This is a genomic window from Peteryoungia rhizophila (assembly GCF_004912145.1).
GTDB classification, from domain to species: Bacteria; Pseudomonadota; Alphaproteobacteria; order Rhizobiales; family Rhizobiaceae; genus Allorhizobium; species Allorhizobium rhizophilum.
This window is the reverse complement of the sequence record NZ_STGT01000005.1, coordinates 186,662-207,955: the sequence shown is the minus strand read 5'-3', so window position 1 is coordinate 207,955 and position 21,294 is coordinate 186,662. Positions and strand designations below refer to the sequence as shown.

Sequence of the window (21,294 nt, the reverse complement as noted above, 5' to 3'; positions counted from 1 at the left end):
CGGTTGACGGATGATCAGCCGAATCCTGGAGGGACACCGAGCATGATCAAGAAGATCGCCATCATCGCGCTGAGCGCGACCTATCTGAGTGCCTGCACCACGACCGACCCCTACACGGGCGAACAGAAAGTTTCGAACACGGCGGGCGGCGCTGCAATCGGTGCAGCCGTCGGAGCTCTCGGTGGTCTCGCCGTCGGTGGTTCTCCGGTCGGACGTCGGAATGCAGCACTCATCGGTGCCGGTGTTGGCGCGCTCGCGGGCGGCGCCATCGGCAACTACATGGATCAGCAGGAATCCGAACTGCGCGCGCAGCTGCAGGGCACCGGCATTTCGGTCACCCGCGTTGGCGACCGGATCATCCTCAACATGCCGTCCAACATCACCTTCAACACCGATCAGGATGCGGTCATGCCGCAGTTCTATCCGACGCTGAATTCCGTGGCGATCGTGTTGCGCAAGTTCGACCGCACGCTCATCGACATCAACGGCCATACCGACTCGACGGGTAGCCAGGGATACAATCAGGCTCTGTCCGAGCGTCGTGCCATGTCGGTCGCGGGCTACCTCAACAGCCAGGGCGTCGATCCGCGGCGTGTCTCGGCCGTCGGCTTCGGTCCGAACCAGCCTGTCGCATCGAACGCTACCCCGGACGGTCGCGCGCAGAACCGTCGCGTGGAAATCCAGATCTCGCCGCTCACGCAGGGCTGAAGTTTCTAGACAATACGTCTGAAGGCGCCGCTATCCATGCGGCGCCTTTTTCGTTTCAGCGGAAGGTGAGCAGCTTTACTCCGGCAAAGGTGAAGAGAACTGCGAGCGTCCCGTCTATGTAGCGGCGTGCGGAACGGTAGACGCGCAGCGCACCCGGTGTCGAGAAAAGCAGCGCATAACCCATGAAGACGATGAACCCGGTCACCAGGCAGCCGGAGACAATGATGGCGACTGCCAACGGCGTTGCGTCGGCCGGCAGGCCCAGCGAAATGATCGCGAGCCAGGCAAAAATCGCCTTGGGATTTGTCAGGTGGATCGCATAGCCCATCAGGAATGTGCGGCGCAGGCCGGCCGTTGCCTTGCTCACGCTCATGGGATCGATGCTGCTTGCGGCAGAGCGGAAGGCGCGCCAGGCGAGATAGAGCAGGTAAAGGCCGCCGAGAATTCGCATCAGGATCAGAGCCTGCGCATATTGCGAAAGGATAGCGGCGAGCCCGAGGGATGCGGCGATCGCCCAGGTCATCGACCCGCAGAAAATGCCGGCAGCGATGGTCAGGCCGTGGCGACGACCCTGGCCGAGCGAGGCCGAAGCGATCGCCATCGTGGCGGGGCCGGGGCTGAGCACCGCGACGAGATAAACGAGATAGGCGGCCATGACCTGGGGCCAGTGGGCAAGAATTTCACTCATGGAATGCTCCGGCTCTTCCTACAAAGATCTGGAGACTAGACTCAATCTGTCCGCTTCACACATCAGATGATTTGATCGATCGCGCTCAGAAACTGATGGCATTCCTCGGTCGTGCCGATTGTCACGCGGAGAAAATCGGAGATGCGCGGCTTGCTGAAGTGCCGGACCAACACAGCACGCTCGCGTAGACCTCGCTGCAGATCGGCGCCCTCGTGTGCCGGGTGGCGGGCGAAGACGAAGTTGGTCGAGGAGGGCAGGACCTCGAAGCCGCGAGCCTCGAGCGCCTCAGTCACCATCGTGCGGTTGGCGATGATCTTGCCGCGGGCCTCGTCGAACCAGGCTTCGTCCTCTATGGCCGCAGTGGCGGCCGCTTGGGCGAGCATATCGACAGGATAGGAGTTGAAGCTGTCCTTCATCCGCTCCAGTGCCTCGATCATCGGTCGCTGGCCGAGCGCGAAACCGACGCGCAGGCCGGCAAGCGACCGGGATTTGGAGAAGGTCTGTACGACCAGCAGGTTGTCGTAGCGTGGGATGAGCGAGGCGGCGGTCTCGGCGCCAAAATCGACATAGGCCTCGTCGATGATTACGACCTGGTCGGGGTGGGATGCGACGAGCTTCTCGATATCCGTGAGCGGCAGCGCGATGCCCGTCGGGGCATTCGGATTGGCGAGGATGATCGCGCCGGATGGGCGGTCGTAGTCGGCGATGCGTACGCGCAAGGCGTCGTCCAGCGGGATTTCTTCGACCTTCACCTCGAAGAGCCGGGCATAGGTCTTGTAGAAGCTATAGGTGATATCCGGGTAGAGCAGGGGGGCGTCGTGCTTGAGCAAGGCGGCGAAGGTGAAGGCCAGGACCTCGTCCGAGCCGTTGCCGACGAAAACCTCGTCCAGCGTCAGGCCGAAACGTTTCGCAATCGCCTTGCGCAGGTCCGTGGAGGCCGGATCGGGATAGAGGCGCAGTCGTTCACCAGACGCAGCGGCGATCGCGTCCAGCACGCGCTGTGAGGGCCCGTAGGGGCTTTCGTTCGTGTTGAGCTTCACTAGGCCGGGGATTTTGGGCTGTTCGCCGGCAATATAGGGCTCCAGTGCGTGAACGGCGGACGACCAGAAACGGCTCATACTATTTCTTCCTGTAGGCGATGAAATGGGCGGCTTCTTCGAGTGGCGCTGCCTGCGAGCCATAAGGTTCAAGCAGAGCATTGGCCTCGGCCACCAGACGGTCGAGTTCGGCGCGGGCCCAGTCCGTACCCTTGAGGCCGACGAGGGTTGCCTTGCCCTTGGCGGCGTCCTTGCCAGTGGCTTTGCCGAGGGTCGCGGCGTCAGAGGTAACATCCAGAAGGTCATCGGCGACCTGGAAGGCACGACCGATGATCTCGCCGAAGCGGCGAAGGCGATCGCGATCTTGTGCCGGTCGGCCGGCGATGATCGCGCCGGCTTCACAGGCGAAGCGCAGTAACGCGCCGGTCTTCATGGCTTGGAGCCTGACGATTCCTGCTTCATCCGGCTGTTGCCTGTCGGCGGCGAGATCGAGCATCTGGCCACCGGCCATGCCTCCGATGCCGGCGGCGCGCGAAAGCTCCAGCACCAGTGCCACCTTGGCGGCATCCGGCACGAGTGTCTCCGGTGACGAGATAATGTCGAAGGCATAGGTCAGCAGGCCGTCGCCGGCGAGGATGGCGGTCGCCTCGTCGTACTGCTTGTGGACCGTCGGCTTGCCACGGCGCAGGTCGTCGTCGTCCATGGCCGGCAAGTCGTCATGGACGAGCGAATAGCTGTGCAGGCATTCAAGCGCGCAGCCGACTTGCAGGGCGGCCTCATCGCTTCCGGCGAACATGCGCGTCGCCTGCATCACGAGATAGGGGCGCAGGCGCTTGCCACCGTTCAGGGCGCCGTAATGCATGGCTTCGATCAGCTGCCCGGGACGCGCTATTTCCGCCGGACGAGGGGACCCATCCAACAGTGAAGCGAGCCTCGCCTCAACGATCTCGGCATAGGCGGACAAGCTTTGTTCAAAGGCTGCGGCGCTCTGGGTCATGCCGGCTATTTGGCACGCTGCCCCCTGACAGGCAACGGGAAATTGACATCGGACAGGGGCTTCTAACCGTGGTCTGTCTGGTCATTTCGTCGCGGTGCCGCTAAGAGGGGGCATCATCGATCATGGACCCACCTCATTGACACTGGAAGTCGAGGCATTGGAGCGACGCGAGCAGGTTGCGCCGGCGGAAAAGCGGAGACGGTGGCCCGGGATTATCCGGGCCGTCCTTATCGCGCTTCTTCTTTTGCTCGTCGGACCCTATGTGCTGATCCTGCTGTATCGCGCTGAGTTTGTGAGGCCGGTCTCGACCCTGATGCTGGCGGATCTCGCCACCCTGCAGGGTTATGATCGCCAATGGGTCGATTTCGAGGACATCTCCCCGAATGTCGTGCGCGCTGTGATGATGTCGGAGGACGGGCAGTTCTGCAATCATGGCGGCGTCGACTGGGCCCAGTTGCAGTCCGTCATCGACGACGCCATGGCGGGAGAGGTGACGCGGGGCGCAAGCACCATCCCGATGCAGACGGCCAAGAATCTCTTCCTCTGGAACGGCCGCTCTTTCATCCGCAAGGGCTTGGAGCTGCCGCTCGCCATGGCCGCTGACACCATCTGGCCGAAACAGCGGATGATGGAGATCTACCTCAATGTCGCGGAGTGGGGGCCCGGGGTCTACGGCATCGAGGCGGCGGCACAGTATCATTTCAAGACGTCTGCCGCGAAGCTCAGTCGCCAGCAGTCGGCCCTGCTTGCCGTGTCCCTGCCCAATCCGATCGACCGTGTGGCAAGCAAGCCGGGGCCTGGCCTCAAGCGTCTGGCCAATGTCGTCGATCGCCGGGCCCGCGCTTCTGGGGATTACATCACCTGTCTTTATGATTGAGATCAGAAGCTTTCGTTGGTCGAAGAGCCGGTGGTACGTCTAGGTTAGAGCTCAACCGTGCGGAGAGCCTTATGGACGAACTAACCCTGTACATCGCCAACAAGAACTATTCCTCCTGGTCATTCCGGCCTTGGATCGCAATGACTGCTGCCGGAATTCCGTTTCGCGAGGAACTGATCCCATTCGGGCCGGGCGCTACGCATCCGCGCTTTCGGGACTTGTCGCCGACAGGGCGGGTTCCGGTGTTGCACCACGGTGCAGTCCGGATCTGGGAATCGCTCGCCATTATCGAATATATTGCCGAGCTTTTTCCCGACGCCGGGCTCTGGCCTGCCGACCGCGAGAGCCGTTCGCTGGCGCGCTCCATCTCCATGGAAATGCTGTCTGGCTTCCGGGCCTTGCGCAGCGCCTGCCCGATGAACATGCGCCGGCCGGTCAATGGGATCGCGCTGCCCGAAGGCGTGATCGCCGACGTCACCCGGATAGAGGAGATCTGGCGAGATATGCGTCAGCGCTCCGGCGGACCCTTCCTGTTCGGCGCGTTTTCAGGTGCCGACGCGATGTTTGCTCCCGTGATCAACCGCTTTGCCACCTATGACCTCGTGCGCGATGCCGAGACGATCGCCTATATGGATGCGATGCGTGCGCATCCGGCCTGGCGGGTCTGGGAAGAGGCGGCACTTGCCGAATCCTGGATCGTGCCCGAGGACGAGGCTTGATTGGGGCGTGTCGCAGATTCGAAAAAAGTGACCTGGGGACTGGTCAAACCCACTTCGGGCATGTATAAGCCCGCCAAATTCCGAATTCGAGACGGGTTCTGTCCGGCCTCATCGAGGCCGAATAAACCCATCTTGCCCGTCACGTGGAGTAACGAAAATGGCTGTACCAAAAAGAAAAACAAGCCCGTCCAAGCGCGGTATGCGCCGCTCTGCTGACGCGCTGAAGGCATCGACCTATGTCGAAGACAAGAACTCCGGCGAACTGCGCCGCCCGCACCATATCGATCTGAAGACCGGTATGTATCGCGGCCGTCAGGTTCTGACGCCGAAGGAAAGCGCATAATTTTCTGCGCTTTGACAGACTAATTCGAAGGGCCGGCGCTTGCGCCGGCCTTTTCATTTTTCATTAGGCATAGTTAAATCGCGCGGTCGATTGCCGCCGAACCGGGCGGGGTCGCAATGCCAGGAAGGATCCCGCATGCTGATTGCCGTGCCGCTGATGATCGTCCCCTTCATCTTCTACAACGCCGTCATGCTGGGCAGCGGGCTTGCTGCCTTCTCCGGCGTGATCATGACTGTTCCGATGCTGTCGGGTGCCGTGTGGACGATGACGCTGGGTGATCTCGTGATCCTCTCTGCCCTCGTCTGCCTGTTTTTCGAAATGTTGAAGTCAACGCTGAGCACGCGAGGTTCGCTGATGAACCACATGCTGTCGATGATGGTCTTTGTCGGGTTTCTCGTGGAATTTCTACTGGTGCGTGATGCTGCCACGCAGCTTTTCTTCAGCCTGATGGTGATCGCTTTCATCGACGTGGTCGCCGGCTTTACCATCTCCAACCGGGCTGCCGGCCGGGATGTGTCGATCGGGCTCTGAGCGCGCCATCAAAAAAGGCCCCTTGCGGGGCCTTCGGGTTCTTCAGAGGTTGTCGAGCTTGTTCTGCAGGGAGCGCAACTGCTCCTTGAGTTCGTCGATATCCTTGGCTTCCGCCTTCTTCGTTTCCTTGGCCGGCTGCTGGCCGCCAAGAAACGGCGAGAACATCTGCATGGCCTGCTGGAACATGTCGGTGTTGCGCTTGACCTGCTCTTCCATCAGCTGAATGGGCATCTGAAGGTTCTTCGACAGCGGATGGTCGCCGAAGGCCTTGGTCATCTGCTCGCGCATCTGGGTCTGCTGCTCGGTGAAGGCTTTCATCGAATGTTCGAGGAAGCTCGGCACCACCATCTGCATCTGGTCGCCGTAATAGCTGATGAGCTGGCGCAGAAAGGAGATCGGCAGCAGTGTGTTGCCCGTCTTGGATTCCTGCTCGAAGATGATCTGGGTCAGAACGGAATGCGTGATGTCATCGCCGGACTTGGCATCCTGCACCAGGAAATCCTCCCCCTTCTTGACCATCTTGGCCAAGTCCTCGAGGGTGACATAGGTGCTCGTGCCGGTGTTGTAGAGGCGTCGATTGGCGTATTTCTTGATAACGATTTCGCCATCGGCTTTTGCCATTTCGGTCTCCTAACCCGTCGTTTTCTGATTGTTTTTGCTCTTCCCGACCCTGAGTGTAAGCGCAAATTCAGTCCGGTGACAATCTCTTTGTGCGATGCAGGATCGGCATTTGACGAAAGACAGGAAAGCGCCACCAAAGAACGAGATGGCTGGGTTTATCCTGTTTGACACCGGCGACAGTCTTTGTCAGTTTCTCCTCAATCATAAAACCCGAGGAGACGTCCATGAGCACCCCGTCCATCGTTATCGCGAGCGCTGCCAGAACCCCGGTCGGATCTTTCAACGGGGCGTTGGCGTCCGTCGCCGCGCATGATCTCGGCGCCATCGCCATCAAGGCCGTGCTGGAGCGCGCCGGTGTCGAGGCTGCCGAAGTCGACGAAGTCATCCTCGGTCAGATCCTGACGGCCGGACAGGGCCAAAATCCGGCTCGCCAGGCGGCCATGAAAGCCGGAATTCCGCAAGAGGCGACGGCCTGGGGTCTCAACCAGCTCTGCGGTTCGGGCCTGCGTGCGGTCGCCATCGGCATGCAGCAGATCGCGGCTGGCGATGCAAGGATCATCATTGCCGGAGGTCAGGAATCCATGTCCATGGCGCCGCATTGCGCACATCTGCGCAACGGCACCAAGATGGGCGACATGAAGATGATCGACACCATGATCAAGGACGGCCTGACGGACGCCTTTTACGGTTATCACATGGGGACCACGGCGGAAAACGTTGCCCGCCAGTGGCAACTGACCCGCGATGAGCAGGACGCATTCGCTGTCGCTTCGCAGAACAAGGCGGAAGCCGCACAGCTCGCCGGCCGTTTCAAGGACGAAATCGTGCCGGTCATCGTGCCGGGTCGCAAGGGTGACGTAACCGTCGACCAGGACGAATACATCCGCCACGGTGCCACGCTGGAAAGCATGCAGAAGCTCAAGCCGGCCTTCGACAAGGAAGGCTCGGTCACGGCGGGCAACGCATCCGGCCTCAATGACGGTGCGGCTACAGCTCTGCTGATGACCGAGGCGGAAGCTTCCCGCCGGGGCATCACGCCGCTCGCCCGTATCGTCTCTTGGGCCACCGCCGGAGTCGACCCGAAGATCATGGGCACGGGCCCCATTCCGGCCTCCCGCAAGGCGCTCGAAAAAGCCGGCTGGAAGATTTCCGATCTCGATCTTGTGGAGGCCAACGAAGCCTTCGCGGCCCAGGCCTGCGCAGTCAACAAGGATCTCGGTTGGGATACGTCGATCGTCAACGTCAATGGCGGTGCGATCGCGATCGGCCACCCGGTCGGTGCATCGGGCGCGCGTATCCTGAATACGCTCCTGTTCGAGATGAAGCGCCGCGGCGCCAAGAAGGGCCTCGCGACGCTGTGCATCGGCGGCGGCATGGGTGTTGCCATGTGCCTCGAGGCCTTCTGATCCGGACAGCCAGAATGGCACCGGCTCAATCTTAATGGAATGAGGCGCTGTCCCGGTCGCTTGCCGGGATCGCAAAGTCATGCCGTTGCGTCGGGAGCCGCGGCGGTCGATCCAGATGGGAACTCACATACAAGAAACGGGGAGGACAGCATGAGCAGAGTGGCTTTGGTGACCGGTGGCACGCGTGGCATCGGTGCAGCGATTTCGACCGCCTTGAAGAATGCCGGCTACAAGGTGGCCGCCAATTTTGCGGGCAATGAAGAGAAAGCGAAAGCTTTCGAGGCGGAGACCGGCATCCCCGTCTTCAAATGGGACGTATCGAATTATCAGGCTTGCGTCGACGGAATCGCTTCCGTTGAGGCCGCGATCGGCCCGGTCGAAGTCCTCGTCAACAATGCCGGCATCACGCGTGACGCCATGTTCCACAAGATGACGCCGGAGCAATGGGGTGAGGTCGTCAATACCAATCTCACCGGCCTCTTCAACATGACGCATCCGGTCTGGACCGGTATGCGTGACCGCAGTTTCGGACGCGTCATCAACATCTCGTCGATCAACGGTCAGAAGGGCCAGATGGGCCAGGCGAACTATTCTGCGGCCAAGGCGGGCGACCTCGGCTTTACCAAGGCGCTGGCGCAGGAAGGTGCGGCCAAGGGCATCACGGTCAATGCCATTTGCCCAGGTTACATTGGGACGGAAATGGTGCGCGCGATCCCGGAAAAGGTGCTGAACGAGCGGATCATCCCGCAGATACCGGTCGGCAGGCTCGGCGAACCGGAAGAGATCGCGCGCTGCGTCGTCTTCCTCGCTTCGGATGATGCCGGTTTCATAACGGGATCGACGATTTCCGCAAACGGTGGCCAGTTCTTCGTCTGAGGTGCTTGAGTTCCACTAATTGGGGCCGGCCTTGTGCCGGCCTTTCGTTCTCTGGAGGCGTGCATGTCTGAACCCTCCGTCGATTATGTTCACTTCGCTGAACGTCTGGAATCCGCGTGGTGTATCGAAACGTCCAGCCTGTGGTCCCCCGTCAATCCGGCGCGGGGACAATGCGGTGTCACCAGCCTCGTCGCCCATAACTTGTTCAAGGGCTACATATTGAAGACGTTGCTCCCAGAGGGGCCGCACTTCTACAATTTCATAGGCGGGCGTCGCTACGATTTTACGTCGAGTCAATTCGACCACCCGATCGACTATCAAGATCTAGCCGCAGATCGAGAAGAGGCGATGTCTGATACCAGTCCCGCATAGTATCGGGTGCTGCGCACACGGCTAGGGCTCACTGTTAAGGATTGAGCCTCCGCCTCGACGACGAGAGTCTTAATATCCACTGTGGCTTATGGTTAACAAATTGTTTTTCAACAAGATATAGCCGTGAACAAACCCGGAAGCTTGTTCGGTCCGTGATTCGTCGCCGATTCGTTCCGGCTTTGATCGGAAGGTTAATTCAGGTGACAAAAAAGCCGCCGGACCCGGGGATCCGACGGCTTTCTTCGAGGGGTAAGTTTTAGCGGCAGCGTGCTTCGTAGGTGCGGCCGTAGCGGTCGCGATAGACGCAGTAGCCGCGGCGTTCCTGGGAGTTGCCGATCAGGGCGCCAGCCACACCACCTACACCTGCGCCAATGGCGGCGCCACGAACGTTGCCGGTGGCAACGCCACCAATGATTGCACCCGAAGCCGCGCCGATGCCGGCGCCACGTTCGGTGGCGGTGCAAGATGCGAGGGGGGCGATCAATGCGAGTGCCAGAAGGGTCTTTTTCATCGTCCTATACCTTTTCACGTCGAGTTGGATTTCACATCAGGTCAAATGCGGCCCATCAGCATCAGGATGATGAGGATGAGAAGTACGAGGCCCAAGCCTCCCGACGGGCCGTAGCCCCAGCTGCGGCTATGGCCCCAGTTCGGCAAGGCGCCGATCAGCAACAGAATTAGAATGACGATGAGAATTGTACTCATTGGGGGCCCTCTCCTAAGCCGTGGTGGATATTCCAGTCTTGTGCCGATTGAACGCGATGGCTGGCGCTTTGTTCCATCGGGCCCAACAGGCGGCCGAGGAGCCGGTGCAAGCCCGCAACAGCCGAGGTGCTTCGCAGGACCGGCGTGATTGGCGCCGACGGCGCTGGCATCATCGAGAGACCATAGAGAAAAGCCGAGATCGCCTGATCCGTCCGGGCCTGGTGTTCGACCATCGGAAGGTGGCCGCAATTGCGCAGGATCACGGTCTGTGCCTGAGGCAGCAGCGTGGAGACGCGAAGCTGATGTGCAGGCGGAACGATCGCGTCATTGGCGCCGACAAGATTGAGCACCGGGACCTTGATACGCGGCAGATCCCTGACCAGCGTCGTCGCGGACATGAAGCGGATGCAGGCCGCGATGTCTTCCGGGCGCGCCCGCAGGAGTTCGAGGCGTACATCCTCCATCGCCTCGACCGCGCGATCGTCCTGCCAGGGGCATTTCTTATCATACACGCATTCAATCGATCCCCAGCGGAACTGTTCCTGGGTGGCAATCCAGCGCCGGAAGAATTGGCTAAAGAGGAAGGAGCCGACGCGGGGAACCCGGAGCAAGCGCGCGGGCAACCGCTCCTGACCCTCGAAACGTCCGCAGGCAAAGGCACCGATCAGAGTGATCGACCTCACCAAGTCGGGATAATGAAGCGCAAAGAGCAGAGAGACGAAGCCGCCGGTGGAGTGACCGATGAGATTGACGGGGCGGCCGCCAAAATCGCGCCGGATCGCCGCCGCATAGGCGTCGGCCACGTGACGAGGCCCGATCAACTGGCCCGGCTCGTCGAGCATCCACGGATAGTGGCCCGGAAGCGGATAGGCCGCTGTGCGCCCATGGCGGGAAATGTTCGGGGCGTAGGTCTGCCAGAAAGAGGCAGCCATGACCATGCCATGGATCAGGACGAAGTCCTGTCCCGAGTCTACTTTGGCGATCCAGTCCGAGGGTGGTGGTTGAAGTGTCATCGCGGGGTACCTCGGCCGAGGCAACGTGCGCCACGGGGCGAATGTTCCATCCGTTCCAAGGCTGTTCCGGCAGGAGGTGGGCATTTAAGTGGATCTGTCGATTCAGGATATGGTAGGGAATGCGGGTCTCCCTATCGACATCTAGCCGTGAACAAAGCCTGAATCCACTGGAGTCGTCGATTCGTCGCTGATTCGTTCCCAGAGTGTTCCCGAATCCAAAAACTGATTCTGATCAAGGGTTTGCACGGAATTCTGGGGTGATTGCGACAAGCGCCTTGCCTTTGCCCCGGTTCGTCTCCATCTGTTGGCCAAGGGCGCCGGAGAGCGGACGACGCGCGGTCCCGGCAAGCGGAGCGGTCTTTGAATACGCAACCCATGATCCTGAGTGGCCGCGGCGTGAGTGCTGTGCTGGGGCCAACCAATACCGGCAAAACCCATTTTGCGATCGAACGCATGGTTGCGCACGGATCCGGCATCATTGGCTTGCCGCTGAGACTGCTTGCCCGCGAAGTCTATACACGTGTCGTCGAGCGCGTCGGCGCGCAGAATGTCGCGCTGGTCACCGGCGAAGAGAAGATCAGCCCTCCCAACGCCCGGTTTTCCGTCTGCACCGTCGAGGCAATGCCGCGCGAGACGAAAGCGGCCTTTGTCGCGATCGATGAAATCCAGCTGGCCGGCGATCTCGAACGCGGCCACATCTTTACCGACCGCCTGCTTCACCTGAGAGGCTGCGAGGAAACGCTGCTTCTCGGGTCGGCAACGATGAAGTCGATCCTGATCCAGCTTTTGCCGGGGATCACCATCGTCGAGCGCCCCCGTCTCTCCCAGCTCTTTTACGCCGGCCAGAAAAAGATCACCCGCCTGCCACAGCGTACCGCCATCGTCGCCTTCTCCGCCGACGAAGTCTATGCGATCGCAGAGCTGATCCGCCGCCAGCGCGGCGGTGCGGCCGTCGTTCTCGGCGCGCTCAGCCCGCGGACCCGCAATGCCCAAGTGGGCCTCTACCAGGAAGGCGACGTCGAATATCTCGTCGCGACCGATGCGATCGGGATGGGCCTCAACCTCGATGTCGACCATGTCGCCTTCGCCCAGGACCGCAAGTTCGATGGCTACCAGTTCCGCAACCTCAATCCGGGCGAACTCGGCCAGATCGCCGGTCGTGCCGGTCGACACATCAGGGATGGCACGTTCGGCGTGACGGGTCGCGTCGATCCGTTCGACGACGAGTTGGTGGAACGGCTCGAAACGCATCAGTTCGATCAGGTCAAGGTTCTGCAATGGCGGACGGAGAAGTTCGATTTCTCGTCGATTGCCGGTCTGCAGCGAAGCCTTGATGCGGTACCGCGTGTCGAAGGGCTGACCCGCGCCCTGCCGGCGACCGACCAGCAGGCGCTAGAGTATCTGTCGCGCTATCCTGAGATTTCCGACATCACCGACCGGCCCGAACGCGTGGAAAAACTCTGGGAAGCCTGTGCGCTGCCCGACTATCGGCGCATTACGCCTGCACAGCATGCAGACCTGATTCAGAGCCTCTATTTCGATCTGGTGCGGCGCGGCACCGTCAACGAGGATTTCCTCGGCGAACAGGTGCGCCGGGCAGACCGGATCGACGGCGAGATCGATACGCTTTCGGCGCGGATTGCGCAGATAAGAACGTGGACCTATGTGTCGAACCGGCCGGGCTGGCTTGCCGATCCGACACACTGGCAAGAAAAGACGCGGGAAATCGAAGACCGATTGTCCGATGCGTTACATGAACGGTTGACGAAACGCTTTGTTGATCGCAGGACATCTGTGCTCATGAAGCGCTTGAGAGAGAATGCGATGTTGGAAGCTGAAATCAGTGTAAACGGCGATGTCTTCGTGGAAGGCCATGCCATGGGACAACTCTCCGGTTTCCGGTTTACGCCGATTTCCGGCATGGAAGGTTCGGATGCGAAGGCCGTCCAGGCTGCTGCCTACAAGGCGTTGGCGCTGGAATTCGAGGCGCGTGCCGCGCGACTTCATGCTTCCGGAAACAACGACCTCGCCATCAGCTCTGACGGCCTCGTGCGTTGGCTCGGTGATCCGGTTGCCCGCCTCGTCGGTACGGATCACATCCTGCATCCGCGTGTGATCCTGCTCGCTGACGAACAACTGACCGGCATTGCGCGCGACCATGTCGCTGCCCGCGTCGAGCGCTTCGTCAATCATCACATCTCGACCGTGCTGAAGCCGCTCGATGACCTTTCGCGTGCGGAAGACTTGCAGGGTCTGGCCAAGGGGCTCGCCTTCCAGCTCGTTGAAAACCTAGGGGTACTTTTCCGCCGCGACGTGGCAGACGATGTGAAGACCCTCGATCAGGATGGCCGCGCGTCCATGCGCCGCTATGGCGTACGCTTCGGCGCCTATCACATCTTCATGCCGGCGCTGTTGAAGCCGGCTCCGGCCGAACTCATCACGCTGCTCTGGGCGCTGAAGAATGACGGTCTCGACAAGGCGGGTTACGGCGACCTGATCCCCGTGCTGGCTGCCGGCCGAACCTCGGTCGTCACGGATCCGAGCTTCGAGCGCATGTTCTACAAGCTCGCCGGCTTCCGTTTTCTGGGCAAGCGTGCAGTGCGCATCGACATTCTCGAGCGTCTCGCCGACCTGATCCGTCCGCTGCTGCAGTGGAAGCCGGGTTCGCCGGCACGTCCTGATGGTGCCTATGATGGCCGCCGCTTTACGACGACGACTGCCATGCTTTCCATTCTGGGCGCTACGCCCGACGATATGGAAGAAATTCTGAAGGGTCTCGGTTACCGCGCCGACAGCGTTTCGGCTGAAGAGGCTGCCGCATTCCTCGGCGCCCAGACCGGCGCGGCTGCTCCGGAGGCCGTGGCTTCCGAGAAGGGCGATGACGATAGCGTCGATGATGCCGACCAGTCTGGCGAGGCGACTGCCGAGAGCGACGCGCCGGCTGCTGCTGTCTCCGAAGAGCCGCTTGCAACTGATGCGCCCGCACCGGAAGAAGCTCCCGTTGCGGCAGAACCGTCTGCCGAAGTCACCGAGCCGAAGCCCGTTCTTCTGTGGCGTCCTGGTGGCCGCAGCGACAATCAGCGTGGCACCGGTCGTCCCGGTGGGGAACGCCGTCCGCAAGGCCAGCGCAATCAGGCGCCACGTGAAGGTGGTGACGCTGCAGGCGAGAAACGTGGTGAAGGTCGCCGCGACGATCGTCGCTCCGACAATCGCGGTGGTGAGCGGCGGGATGATAATCGTGGCAAGTTCGCCGGCAAGGGCGACCGCCAGGATCGGGGTGATCGCAAGGACCGCGGGCCGCGTCCGGAGCGTGACAACAACAAGTCGCAGCCGGCTCGCTTCGAGGCCAAGCCGCCACGCAAGGAGAAGCCGATGGATCCGGATTCGCCCTTCGCCAAGCTCGCCGCTCTCAAGGAACAGCTGAAAAAATAATGGACGATAAGCAGTCACAAAGCGGTTCGCGCCAGCGCATCGACAAGTGGCTGTTCTTCGCCCGTGTGGCAAAATCACGCAGCCTGGCGCAGGACCGTGTGACTGCGGGCCATGTCAGCGTCAACGGGCAGAAGGTCCGCCAGGTGAGCTATCAGGTCAAGCCTGGTGACAGGCTGGAGATCGCCATGCCCGAACGCGATCTGATCCTGGTGGTGAAGCTTCCAGGCGAAAGACGCGGCCCCTATGAGGAGGCGAAGCTCCTCTATGAGGACCTGACGCCTCCATCAGAAAAGAAGCCCTTCAGTCCATCCGAGCCGGGCGTTCGGGCTCCGGGGGCAGGGAGGCCGACGAAGAAAGAGCGCCGCGCGCTCGATGATCTCCGCGGCGAGCCGGATTGGTCGGCGGATTAGAAAATTTCTACAAAGCCGCCAGAATTGAGGGCGTTTATCCTTGCCTTGTCAGGGATTCCGCTTTAGCTCACATGCCGTCCGACAGAAATTTTCGGCGGGGCGCGAGCCATCCGAGCGGGGTACATGCCCTGACCGAATGTTCCATATTCGCATCTCTCCTGCCGTTCGAGAACGTCCATCCTGGAGTGCCGCATGACCTATATCGTCACCGACAACTGCGTTCGCTGCAAATATACCGATTGTGTCGAGGTCTGCCCCGTCGATTGCTTCTACGAGGGCGAGAACTTCCTCGTCATCCATCCGGATGAATGCATCGACTGCGGCGTGTGCGAGCCGGAATGTCCTGCGGAAGCGATCAAGCCGGATACCGAGCCGGGCCTCGACAAGTGGCTGAAAATCAATGCCGATTATGCAAAGATCTGGCCGAACATCACAGTGAAGAAGGAACCCATGCCGGAAGCCAAGGAGATGGACGGCGTCGATGGCAAGTTCGAGAAGTTCTTCTCGGAAAATCCTGGTTCTGGAGACTGACAGGCGTATTCCGGAGGGTGGCTAAATCCTGCCCAATATTTTGTCATCCGGTGACGGATTCGCCGTCGGGTGCGTCACGATTGTGGCGCACTGCACTAAAATATTGATTTCCTCGTCTTTTTGTGATAGCCTCTTTGAACTGTTCCAATTTGCGGCATAGCTATGCCCTGAACCATCACGAAAGCAACTTCACCAACGCGCGATTTCTGTGACATCGGCGACACCGCTCGTGTCGTGTCTCTGTCGCGACCAAGTGATGTTTAACTGCGTGGTGGACTGGACCAGGATGACAAGTTTCGCAGTCTTGTCGTCTCATCCGGGCCTGACCGACCCGGCGCCGGCATCTCGCCGGGAGCAGAACAGGGAGTATTTGAATAGAATGACGACCCAGCAGAAAAAGAGTTCCTCGGCACGCCACGGCTTCAAGACCGGCGAGTCGATCGTATACCCGGCCCATGGCGTGGGTACCATCACCGCCATCGATGAGCAAGAAGTCGCTGGCATGAAGCTTGAGCTTTTCGTCATCGACTTCGAAAAGGACAAGATGCGCCTGAAGGTTCCGGTCGCCAAGGCCGTGAGCATCGGGATGCGCAAGCTGTCCGAAACCGATTTTGTCGAGCGTGCGCTGAAGGTGGTTCAAGGCAAGGCACGCGTGAAGCGTACCATGTGGTCGCGTCGTGCGCAGGAATACGATGCCAAGATCAATTCCGGTGACCTGATCTCGATCGCCGAAGTCGTTCGCGACCTCTACCGCGCCGAAAACCAGCCCGAGCAGTCCTATTCCGAGCGCCAGCTCTACGAAGCCGCGCTCGACCGTATGGCTCGTGAAATCGCGGCTGTGAACAAGATGTCCGAGACGGAAGCCGTTCGCCTTGTCGAGGTCAACCTTGCCAAGGGTCCCAAGCGCGGCAAGACGATCGAGGAAGACGATACTCAGGAAGAAGCCGCTTAAGCTGCTTGAACGCCTGGTCATGAAAAAACCTCCGGTGAGAGCCGGAGGTTTTTTTGTGTCTGCTGCTGAGCTGAGCTCAGCTGCTGTCAAATAAAAACCCCGCCGAAGCGGGGTTTCCCAGAGCCTGCTTCTATCTGTTAGTTGCGATTTCCGAGGAAGCGCAGCATGAACAGGAAGAGGTTGATGAAGTCGAGATAGAGACGCAGCGCACCCATGATGGCGTTGCGACCTGCCATCTCGCTCGAATGGCTTTCGTGGTAGGACTCCTTGATCGCCTGGGTGTCGTAAGCCGTCAGGCCTGCGAAGATCAGGACACCGATCACGGAGATCGCGAAGTCGAGGGCCGACGAGGCCATGAACAGGTTGACCAGCGACGCGATGATCAGGCCGAAGAGACCCATCATCAGGAACGAGCCCATCGCCGAGAGGTTACGCTTGGTTGTGTAGCCGTAGAGCGACAGGGCACCGAAGGACGCGGCCGTCACGAAGAAGGTCTGCACGATGCTCGCGCCCGTGTAGATCAGGAAGATCGACGACAGCGACAGGCCCATCATCGCAGCATAGACCCAGAAGGTCGTCTGCGCGGCTGCGACGCTCATCTTGTGGATGCGGAAGCTCAGGAAGAACACCATGGCGACCGGCGCCAGGATGACCACCCACTTCAACGGGCTCAGGAAAATGGCCTGGCCAAAGGCTGTCAGCTCGCCATTCGAGACGGCCATCTGAAAGGTGGCGAAGGCTGCGATACCGGTGATGGCGAGGCCCAGTGCCATCAGGTTGTAGACCTTCAGCATATAGGCGCGCAGACCTTCGTCGATCATCGTGGCCGACTGGGTCTGACCCGTACGGCTCTGATAGTTGCGAAGTTCGGACATGTTTTCCTCTCTCAAAGCTTCGATGTTGGACGGTAGAGCCTTGAAAAAGACCCCCGCACCGCTGCGAAGCCCAGCATGCGTGATATCAATATGAGGGGTTCCCGTGTCATCGACAAGGGCCGCAAGCTTAAATTGCCGTAATGCGGAGCGGCCGATCCAGGGGCCGCTCCCAGCGGTCACAGTTCCCGCAAGACCGGCGCTGCCTTCTGGCCCAAAATACGCCAAGTCCCGGCGAGACCGATGCCGATCGTGACGACCAGCGCGATGACGAGCGTCATCAGCGCCACGTCGGGCAGGAAGTTCGACGGCAGGTTCATGATCTGTGTTAGTACGAACCACGCAATACCGCCGCCAGCGATCAGGGCGAAGACTGCCGTCGCCGCGCCGAGCAGCATATATTCATAGGTGAAGGCGCGGATCAGCATGGCGCGGGTCGCCCCGAGCGTCTTCAGGATGACGGCATCATGCGTGCGTGCCCGGTTGCCGGCCGCGAGCGCGCCCGACAGCACGAGGACCGAAGCGATCAGAGCAATCGCTGCAGCCGCGCGGATCGCGGTTGCCAGCTGCCCGACCAGACGATCGACGATGTCGAGCGCATCCTTGACGCGCACAGTCGTGATCGTGGGGAATTGCTGGGTGACCGAGCGCAGGATTGACGCCTCCTGGGCCGCCGTCGCGTCCTGGTCGATCAGGGTCGCCAGCCAGGCATGGGGCGCGCCGGCAAAAGTGTTGGGCGAGAAGACCATGACGAAGTTCATCGACAGGCTTTCCCACTCCACCGTGCGGAAGTTGGCGATCTTGGCCGTGATGTTGCGGCCGAGCACGTTGATCGTGATCGTATCGCCGATCTTCAGACCCAGTTCACGGCCTTCCTCCTCCGCGAAGGAAACCAGCGGCTCGCCCGTATAGTCATCCGTCCACCATTCGCCTTCGGTGACAGTGCTGTTTTCGGGAATGTTGCGCGCATAGGTGAGCCCTCGATCGCCGCGCAGCACCCAACGTCCTTCCGGCGGCACCTCGACCTTGGCGACGTCGGTGCCGTTGAGCTCAACGATGCGGCCGCGCAGCATCGGCACCTCGATCAGTTTGCCCTGTGGCGCCATGCTTTCTACCAGGGTGCTGAACCCTTCGATCTCTCCGCTCTGGATGTCGACGAAGAAGAAGTTCGGGGCGCGCTCGGGCAGGTTTCCGGTCAATTCACGCCGCAGGTTTCCGTCGATCAGCGCGAGCGCCACGAGGAGGCTGAGGCCGAGACCCAGCGACAAGGTGACCGCCGGCGTTAGGGCGCCTGGGCGATGAATGTTGCCGACTGCGAGCCGGAGGGCCGCCGAATGGATGGGAGGACTGCGCTTTGCGAGCCAGGCGATGCCCATGGCCACCACGCGCAGCAGCACGAAGCCCGCAGCCATGGCCGCCAGGAAGATTGTCGCGATCCGCTGCTGTTCGGATGTGAAGATGGCCAGCGCTGCAAGCGCGCCGAGCGCCAGCGCCATAGCGAGCAGATAGGGCCAGGATGGCAGGCCCGCAGCTTCGAAGCCCTGTTCGCGGAAGAGCGCTGTGGCGGGGACTTTCCTTGCGTGTCCGAGCGGCAGGATCGCAAAGGCAAAGGTAACCAGGATGCCGAAAACGGCGGCGAGAAGCAGTGCGCGCGGGTAGATGGTCGCTTCGGCGGAAATCGGTAGAATACCAGAGAGGTAGTTTGCGACGATCGGCGGCGCGATCACGCCGAGCGCGAGGCCGGCCAGGATGCCGATCGATGCGACCAGCGTGATCTGAATCAGGTAGACCATCACCACGACGGAGGCCGGTGCGCCGACGCATTTGAGCGTCGCGATGACCGTCCGCTTTGAATCGAGGAAGGCGCGGACCGCATTGGCGACGCCGACGCCGCCGACGACAAGAGCGGTCAGACCGACGAGCGTCAGAAACTGCGAGAAGCGTTCGACATTCTCTGTGAGAGCAGGGGCAGCGCGGTCGCTGCCGCGAATGGACCATCCGGCCGTGGGGAACTCCGCCTGGGCACGCTCGCGGATCGACTCAGCCGTTGGAGCGGGCGCGGTGTAGCGGATCTTGTAGGCGTGTTCGATGAGGCTTCCGGTCGCCACGAGACCGCTTGAAAGCAGCCCCTCACGGCTCGTCAGGAAACGCGGTGCGAAACCGAAGCCATCGGAGATCGAGTCGGGCTCGGTGACAATAGTGCCGTTGATCCGAAAGCGGGCATTGCCGACCAACAATTCGTCGCCGACCTCGATATTCATGCGGTCGAGAAGGAGCGGGGCGACGACTGCGCCATAGGCGCCACCGTTCGCAGCCAGCAGTTCGGCAAGCGGCTGATCGGGCTCGGCGATGAGACGGCCGTAGAGAGGGTAGGCCTCATCGACCGCCTTTATCTCGACCAGCGACTGATCGGAGCCGTCGGCGAGACGGGCCATGGAGCGTAGATTTGTCGTCACAGAGACTGCACCGAAACGCTCCAGAAAGGCGAGCTCTTCAGGCGTTGCCTCTCGGTTGTCGAGCTCGAAGCGAATGTCGCCTGCCAGGAGCGTTCGGCCCTCCGAGGAGATGGCATCGGTGATCGCCGTGGAAACGGAGTTGACCGCCGCGATTGCACCTGTCCCGAGCGCAATGCAGGCGAGGAAGATGTAGAAACCCTTCAACCCGCCGCGCAATTCGCGCAGAGCAATGCGGAAGGCGACGGAGAAGCGTGTACCGAAGGATGTCATGCGGACACCGAAGCGAGACGAGTCTGCTCGTTTCGGCTGTCGCCTGCGATCTGGCCGGAGGCAACTCGGATCTGGCGTGTGCAGCGGGCGGCAAGTGACGGATCATGGGTCACCAGGATCAGCGTCATGCCGCGTTCGCTTTGCTTGTTGAACAGGAGATCGGCGATCTGTCGGCCGGTTTCCGTATCGAGATTGCCGGTGGGTTCGTCTGCGATGAGAACAGCCGGCGAAGGCGCCAGAGCTCGTGCGATCGCGACGCGCTGCTGCTCGCCGCCGGACAACTGGCCAGGATAGTGGCTTAGACGTTCCCCGAGCCCGACGGCTTCCAGCTCCTTGCGAGCGATGTCAAAAGCGCCCTTCACGTTAGCGAGCTCCAACGGAACGGCGACGTTTTCAAGCGCCGTCATGTTGGCGATCAGATGGAAGGACTGGAAGACGATGCCGATGTTCTTGCCACGGAAATCCGCAAGCCGATCTTCGCTCAGTGTATGCAGTGGTGTGTCACGGACGTGGATCTCACCGCTGTCGAGGCGTTCCAGCCCGGCCAGCACCATCAGAAGCGTCGACTTGCCAGAGCCGGATGGCCCCACGATCCCCACGGCCTCGCCTTCCGCGATGGAAAGGTCGATGCTCTTCAGAACGTGAACGGAGGCTGCGGAATTGCCCAGCGTGAGATCGGCGCTTTTCAGTTCGATGATGCTGTTTCTCACACTCGACCATCCTATATCTGGAAATGATGCTTCGCCGCACTGCGGCATTGCCGACAATCTAGGGAAGCCACCATGACATTTAAAGCAGCGCTCCTTCATTTCGCCGTGATCCTGCTCGCCGGACTGGCCGGCCCCAGGATCGCATTGGCTGAGCCTTTGCAACTCGTCGGTTTCGGAGACAGTCTGATGGCAGGCTATCAGTTGCCTCAGGAGGACGCGTTGCCAGCCCAGCTTCAAAGGCAGCTCACTGCCAAGGGGCATGAGGTCGTGATCACAAATGCGGGCGTCTCGGGCGACACGACTTCGGGTGGATTGTCCCGCGTCGATTGGTCGGTGCCAGATGGTACCGATGGCGTCATCCTCGAACTGGGGGCCAATGACGCTCTGCGTGGAATTGCGCCGGAGGAGACAGAAAAAAACCTCGAGCAGATCATCATGCGATTGAAAGAACGCAATATTCCGATCTTCTTTGTCGGCATGCTGGCTCCGCCGAACATGGGTGACGATTACGGTCAGAAGTTCAATGCGATCTATCCACGCCTTGCCGAGAAATACGATCTGCCGCTCTATCCCTTCGTGCTCGATGGGGTGATCACCGAACGTAGCCTTTTGCTGGACGACGGCATGCATCCCAACACCGAGGGGCTGAAACTCATGGCAGAGCGTATGTTGCCCCTCGCCGAATCTTGGGTGGCGGGCATAAAGGGACAATAGAATTAAACGCTTGCGCCCCATGCCATTGCGTGATTCGCTGTGAGCACCTGCAAA

Annotated in this window: 23 protein-coding genes; 13 read left to right on the top strand and 10 right to left on the bottom strand. The window is 60.8% G+C overall.

The features are described 5' to 3' along the window. Nucleotides 1-42 precede the first annotated feature (42 nt). Nucleotides 43-708, top strand: a complete 666-nt coding sequence (locus E9677_RS20065) for an OmpA family protein (protein WP_136559835.1) — start codon at nucleotides 43-45, stop codon at nucleotides 706-708. A gap of 55 nt (nucleotides 709-763) precedes the next feature. Here the strand turns inward: E9677_RS20065 and E9677_RS20060 are convergent, their stop codons facing one another. The 3 genes from E9677_RS20060 to E9677_RS20050 form a co-directional block, all read right to left on the bottom strand. Then, nucleotides 764-1,396 (bottom strand): LysE family translocator, encoded by a 633-nt coding sequence (locus E9677_RS20060; RefSeq protein ID WP_136559834.1) that lies wholly within the window; start codon nucleotides 1,394-1,396, stop codon nucleotides 764-766. A 62-nt stretch (nucleotides 1,397-1,458) separates the two neighbouring features. Next, the gene (gene hisC, locus E9677_RS20055) at nucleotides 1,459-2,514 is read right to left on the bottom strand and encodes a histidinol-phosphate transaminase (protein ID WP_136559833.1); all 1,056 of its coding nucleotides are present in this window, start codon (nucleotides 2,512-2,514) and stop codon (nucleotides 1,459-1,461) included. Between the two features lies 1 nt (nucleotide 2,515). Beyond that, on the bottom strand, nucleotides 2,516-3,430 hold the full coding sequence (locus tag E9677_RS20050; RefSeq protein WP_136559832.1) for a polyprenyl synthetase family protein: 915 nt from the start codon (nucleotides 3,428-3,430) through the stop codon (nucleotides 2,516-2,518). 157 nt (nucleotides 3,431-3,587) lie between these two features. Here E9677_RS20050 and mtgA point away from each other — a divergent pair, with 157 nt between their 5' ends. From mtgA to E9677_RS20030, 4 genes are all read left to right on the top strand, one after another. Beyond that, complete coding sequence (mtgA, locus tag E9677_RS20045; protein ID WP_235883054.1) at nucleotides 3,588-4,307, top strand: monofunctional biosynthetic peptidoglycan transglycosylase; 720 nt, start codon at nucleotides 3,588-3,590, stop codon at nucleotides 4,305-4,307. Nucleotides 4,308-4,378: 71 nt separating this feature from the next. Continuing rightward, a complete protein-coding gene (locus tag E9677_RS20040; protein ID WP_136559830.1) occupies nucleotides 4,379-5,026 on the top strand; it encodes a glutathione S-transferase family protein in 648 nt (215 codons plus the stop codon). Between the two features lie 157 nt (nucleotides 5,027-5,183). Next, nucleotides 5,184-5,369 carry a 50S ribosomal protein L32 gene (gene rpmF / locus E9677_RS20035; RefSeq protein ID WP_006724402.1) on the top strand — a complete coding sequence of 62 codons (186 nt, stop codon included), beginning with the start codon at nucleotides 5,184-5,186 and terminating at the stop codon, nucleotides 5,367-5,369. Nucleotides 5,370-5,504: 135 nt separating this feature from the next. Further along, nucleotides 5,505-5,900, top strand: coding sequence for a hypothetical protein (locus tag E9677_RS20030; RefSeq protein ID WP_136559829.1), 396 nt, complete (start codon nucleotides 5,505-5,507; stop codon nucleotides 5,898-5,900). 42 nt (nucleotides 5,901-5,942) lie between these two features. Here the strand turns inward: E9677_RS20030 and phaR are convergent, their stop codons facing one another. Further along, nucleotides 5,943-6,521 (bottom strand): polyhydroxyalkanoate synthesis repressor PhaR, encoded by a 579-nt coding sequence (phaR, locus tag E9677_RS20025; protein ID WP_136559828.1) that lies wholly within the window; start codon nucleotides 6,519-6,521, stop codon nucleotides 5,943-5,945. A gap of 224 nt (nucleotides 6,522-6,745) precedes the next feature. On the opposite strand from phaR, the gene E9677_RS20020 reads away from it, so the two are divergent. From E9677_RS20020 to E9677_RS20010, 3 genes are all read left to right on the top strand, one after another. Beyond that, nucleotides 6,746-7,927, top strand: coding sequence for an acetyl-CoA C-acetyltransferase (locus E9677_RS20020; protein WP_136559827.1), 1,182 nt, complete (start codon nucleotides 6,746-6,748; stop codon nucleotides 7,925-7,927). Nucleotides 7,928-8,077: 150 nt separating this feature from the next. Next, nucleotides 8,078-8,803: a beta-ketoacyl-ACP reductase gene (gene phbB / locus E9677_RS20015; RefSeq protein ID WP_136559826.1), complete on the top strand. Its 726-nt coding sequence runs from the start codon at nucleotides 8,078-8,080 to the stop codon at nucleotides 8,801-8,803. Between the two features lie 63 nt (nucleotides 8,804-8,866). Next, complete coding sequence (locus E9677_RS20010) at nucleotides 8,867-9,175, top strand: YunG family protein (protein ID WP_136559825.1); 309 nt, start codon at nucleotides 8,867-8,869, stop codon at nucleotides 9,173-9,175. A 256-nt stretch (nucleotides 9,176-9,431) separates the two neighbouring features. Here E9677_RS20010 and E9677_RS20005 read toward each other — a convergent pair whose 3' ends face one another. From E9677_RS20005 to E9677_RS19995, 3 genes are read right to left on the bottom strand one after another with little or no spacing between them, the layout of a single operon-like run. After that, entirely contained in the window at nucleotides 9,432-9,686 is a 255-nt protein-coding gene (locus E9677_RS20005; protein ID WP_136559824.1) for a glycine zipper domain-containing protein, read from the bottom strand. Between the two features lie 41 nt (nucleotides 9,687-9,727). Beyond that, complete coding sequence (locus E9677_RS20000; RefSeq protein WP_102021035.1) at nucleotides 9,728-9,880, bottom strand: DUF3309 family protein; 153 nt, start codon at nucleotides 9,878-9,880, stop codon at nucleotides 9,728-9,730. Further along, entirely contained in the window at nucleotides 9,877-10,893 is a 1,017-nt protein-coding gene (locus E9677_RS19995; RefSeq protein WP_235883043.1) for an alpha/beta fold hydrolase, read from the bottom strand. The genes E9677_RS20000 and E9677_RS19995 overlap by 4 nt, the downstream gene beginning before the upstream one ends. Before the next feature lie 375 nt (nucleotides 10,894-11,268). On the opposite strand from E9677_RS19995, the gene E9677_RS19990 reads away from it, so the two are divergent. From E9677_RS19990 to E9677_RS19975, 4 genes are all read left to right on the top strand, one after another. Beyond that, nucleotides 11,269-14,325, top strand: coding sequence for a helicase-related protein (locus E9677_RS19990; protein ID WP_136560044.1), 3,057 nt, complete (start codon nucleotides 11,269-11,271; stop codon nucleotides 14,323-14,325). Further along, nucleotides 14,322-14,735, top strand: coding sequence for an RNA-binding S4 domain-containing protein (locus E9677_RS19985; RefSeq protein WP_408014760.1), 414 nt, complete (start codon nucleotides 14,322-14,324; stop codon nucleotides 14,733-14,735). The genes E9677_RS19990 and E9677_RS19985 overlap by 4 nt, the downstream gene beginning before the upstream one ends. 192 nt (nucleotides 14,736-14,927) lie before the next feature. Continuing rightward, a complete protein-coding gene (gene fdxA / locus E9677_RS19980) occupies nucleotides 14,928-15,266 on the top strand; it encodes a ferredoxin FdxA (RefSeq protein ID WP_136559822.1) in 339 nt (112 codons plus the stop codon). A gap of 379 nt (nucleotides 15,267-15,645) precedes the next feature. Further along, nucleotides 15,646-16,218 carry a CarD family transcriptional regulator gene (locus E9677_RS19975; protein ID WP_136559821.1) on the top strand — a complete coding sequence of 191 codons (573 nt, stop codon included), beginning with the start codon at nucleotides 15,646-15,648 and terminating at the stop codon, nucleotides 16,216-16,218. A gap of 137 nt (nucleotides 16,219-16,355) precedes the next feature. Here the strand turns inward: E9677_RS19975 and E9677_RS19970 are convergent, their stop codons facing one another. The 3 genes from E9677_RS19970 to E9677_RS19960 all read right to left on the bottom strand — a co-directional run bounded on the left by E9677_RS19970 (nucleotide 16,356) and on the right by E9677_RS19960 (nucleotide 20,526). Continuing rightward, the gene (locus tag E9677_RS19970; RefSeq protein WP_136559820.1) at nucleotides 16,356-17,093 is read right to left on the bottom strand and encodes a Bax inhibitor-1/YccA family protein; all 738 of its coding nucleotides are present in this window, start codon (nucleotides 17,091-17,093) and stop codon (nucleotides 16,356-16,358) included. 176 nt (nucleotides 17,094-17,269) lie between these two features. Beyond that, on the bottom strand, nucleotides 17,270-19,816 hold the full coding sequence (locus E9677_RS19965; protein ID WP_136559819.1) for an ABC transporter permease: 2,547 nt from the start codon (nucleotides 19,814-19,816) through the stop codon (nucleotides 17,270-17,272). After that, nucleotides 19,813-20,526 carry an ABC transporter ATP-binding protein gene (locus tag E9677_RS19960; protein ID WP_136559818.1) on the bottom strand — a complete coding sequence of 238 codons (714 nt, stop codon included), beginning with the start codon at nucleotides 20,524-20,526 and terminating at the stop codon, nucleotides 19,813-19,815. The genes E9677_RS19965 and E9677_RS19960 overlap by 4 nt, the downstream gene beginning before the upstream one ends. Before the next feature lie 72 nt (nucleotides 20,527-20,598). Between E9677_RS19960 and E9677_RS19955 the strand changes: the two genes are divergently transcribed. Next, nucleotides 20,599-21,240, top strand: coding sequence for an arylesterase (locus tag E9677_RS19955; RefSeq protein WP_136559817.1), 642 nt, complete (start codon nucleotides 20,599-20,601; stop codon nucleotides 21,238-21,240). Nucleotides 21,241-21,294 lie beyond the last annotated feature (54 nt).

What these genes read in the sequence shown, in the direction of transcription:
- E9677_RS20005 (WP_136559824.1), bottom strand. Translation starts at nt 9,686, where the DNA reads ATGAAAAAGACCCTTCTGGCACTCGCATTGATCGCCCCCCTCGCATCT.
- fdxA (WP_136559822.1), top strand. Translation starts at nt 14,928, where the DNA reads ATGACCTATATCGTCACCGACAACTGCGTTCGCTGCAAATATACCGAT.
- E9677_RS19970 (WP_136559820.1), bottom strand. Translation starts at nt 17,093, where the DNA reads ATGTCCGAACTTCGCAACTATCAGAGCCGTACGGGTCAGACCCAGTCG.
- E9677_RS20060 (WP_136559834.1), bottom strand. Translation starts at nt 1,396, where the DNA reads ATGAGTGAAATTCTTGCCCACTGGCCCCAGGTCATGGCCGCCTATCTC.
- E9677_RS19975 (WP_136559821.1), top strand. Translation starts at nt 15,646, where the DNA reads ATGACGACCCAGCAGAAAAAGAGTTCCTCGGCACGCCACGGCTTCAAG.
- E9677_RS20000 (WP_102021035.1), bottom strand. Translation starts at nt 9,880, where the DNA reads ATGAGTACAATTCTCATCGTCATTCTAATTCTGTTGCTGATCGGCGCC.
- E9677_RS20020 (WP_136559827.1), top strand. Translation starts at nt 6,746, where the DNA reads ATGAGCACCCCGTCCATCGTTATCGCGAGCGCTGCCAGAACCCCGGTC.
- E9677_RS19965 (WP_136559819.1), bottom strand. Translation starts at nt 19,816, where the DNA reads ATGACATCCTTCGGTACACGCTTCTCCGTCGCCTTCCGCATTGCTCTG.
- E9677_RS20030 (WP_136559829.1), top strand. Translation starts at nt 5,505, where the DNA reads ATGCTGATTGCCGTGCCGCTGATGATCGTCCCCTTCATCTTCTACAAC.
- E9677_RS20010 (WP_136559825.1), top strand. Translation starts at nt 8,867, where the DNA reads ATGTCTGAACCCTCCGTCGATTATGTTCACTTCGCTGAACGTCTGGAA.
- rpmF (WP_006724402.1), top strand. Translation starts at nt 5,184, where the DNA reads ATGGCTGTACCAAAAAGAAAAACAAGCCCGTCCAAGCGCGGTATGCGC.
- E9677_RS19955 (WP_136559817.1), top strand. Translation starts at nt 20,599, where the DNA reads ATGACATTTAAAGCAGCGCTCCTTCATTTCGCCGTGATCCTGCTCGCC.
- E9677_RS20050 (WP_136559832.1), bottom strand. Translation starts at nt 3,430, where the DNA reads ATGACCCAGAGCGCCGCAGCCTTTGAACAAAGCTTGTCCGCCTATGCC.
- E9677_RS20040 (WP_136559830.1), top strand. Translation starts at nt 4,379, where the DNA reads ATGGACGAACTAACCCTGTACATCGCCAACAAGAACTATTCCTCCTGG.
- E9677_RS19990 (WP_136560044.1), top strand. Translation starts at nt 11,269, where the DNA reads ATGATCCTGAGTGGCCGCGGCGTGAGTGCTGTGCTGGGGCCAACCAAT.
- E9677_RS20065 (WP_136559835.1), top strand. Translation starts at nt 43, where the DNA reads ATGATCAAGAAGATCGCCATCATCGCGCTGAGCGCGACCTATCTGAGT.
- phaR (WP_136559828.1), bottom strand. Translation starts at nt 6,521, where the DNA reads ATGGCAAAAGCCGATGGCGAAATCGTTATCAAGAAATACGCCAATCGA.
- phbB (WP_136559826.1), top strand. Translation starts at nt 8,078, where the DNA reads ATGAGCAGAGTGGCTTTGGTGACCGGTGGCACGCGTGGCATCGGTGCA.
- hisC (WP_136559833.1), bottom strand. Translation starts at nt 2,514, where the DNA reads ATGAGCCGTTTCTGGTCGTCCGCCGTTCACGCACTGGAGCCCTATATT.
- E9677_RS19995 (WP_235883043.1), bottom strand. Translation starts at nt 10,893, where the DNA reads ATGACACTTCAACCACCACCCTCGGACTGGATCGCCAAAGTAGACTCG.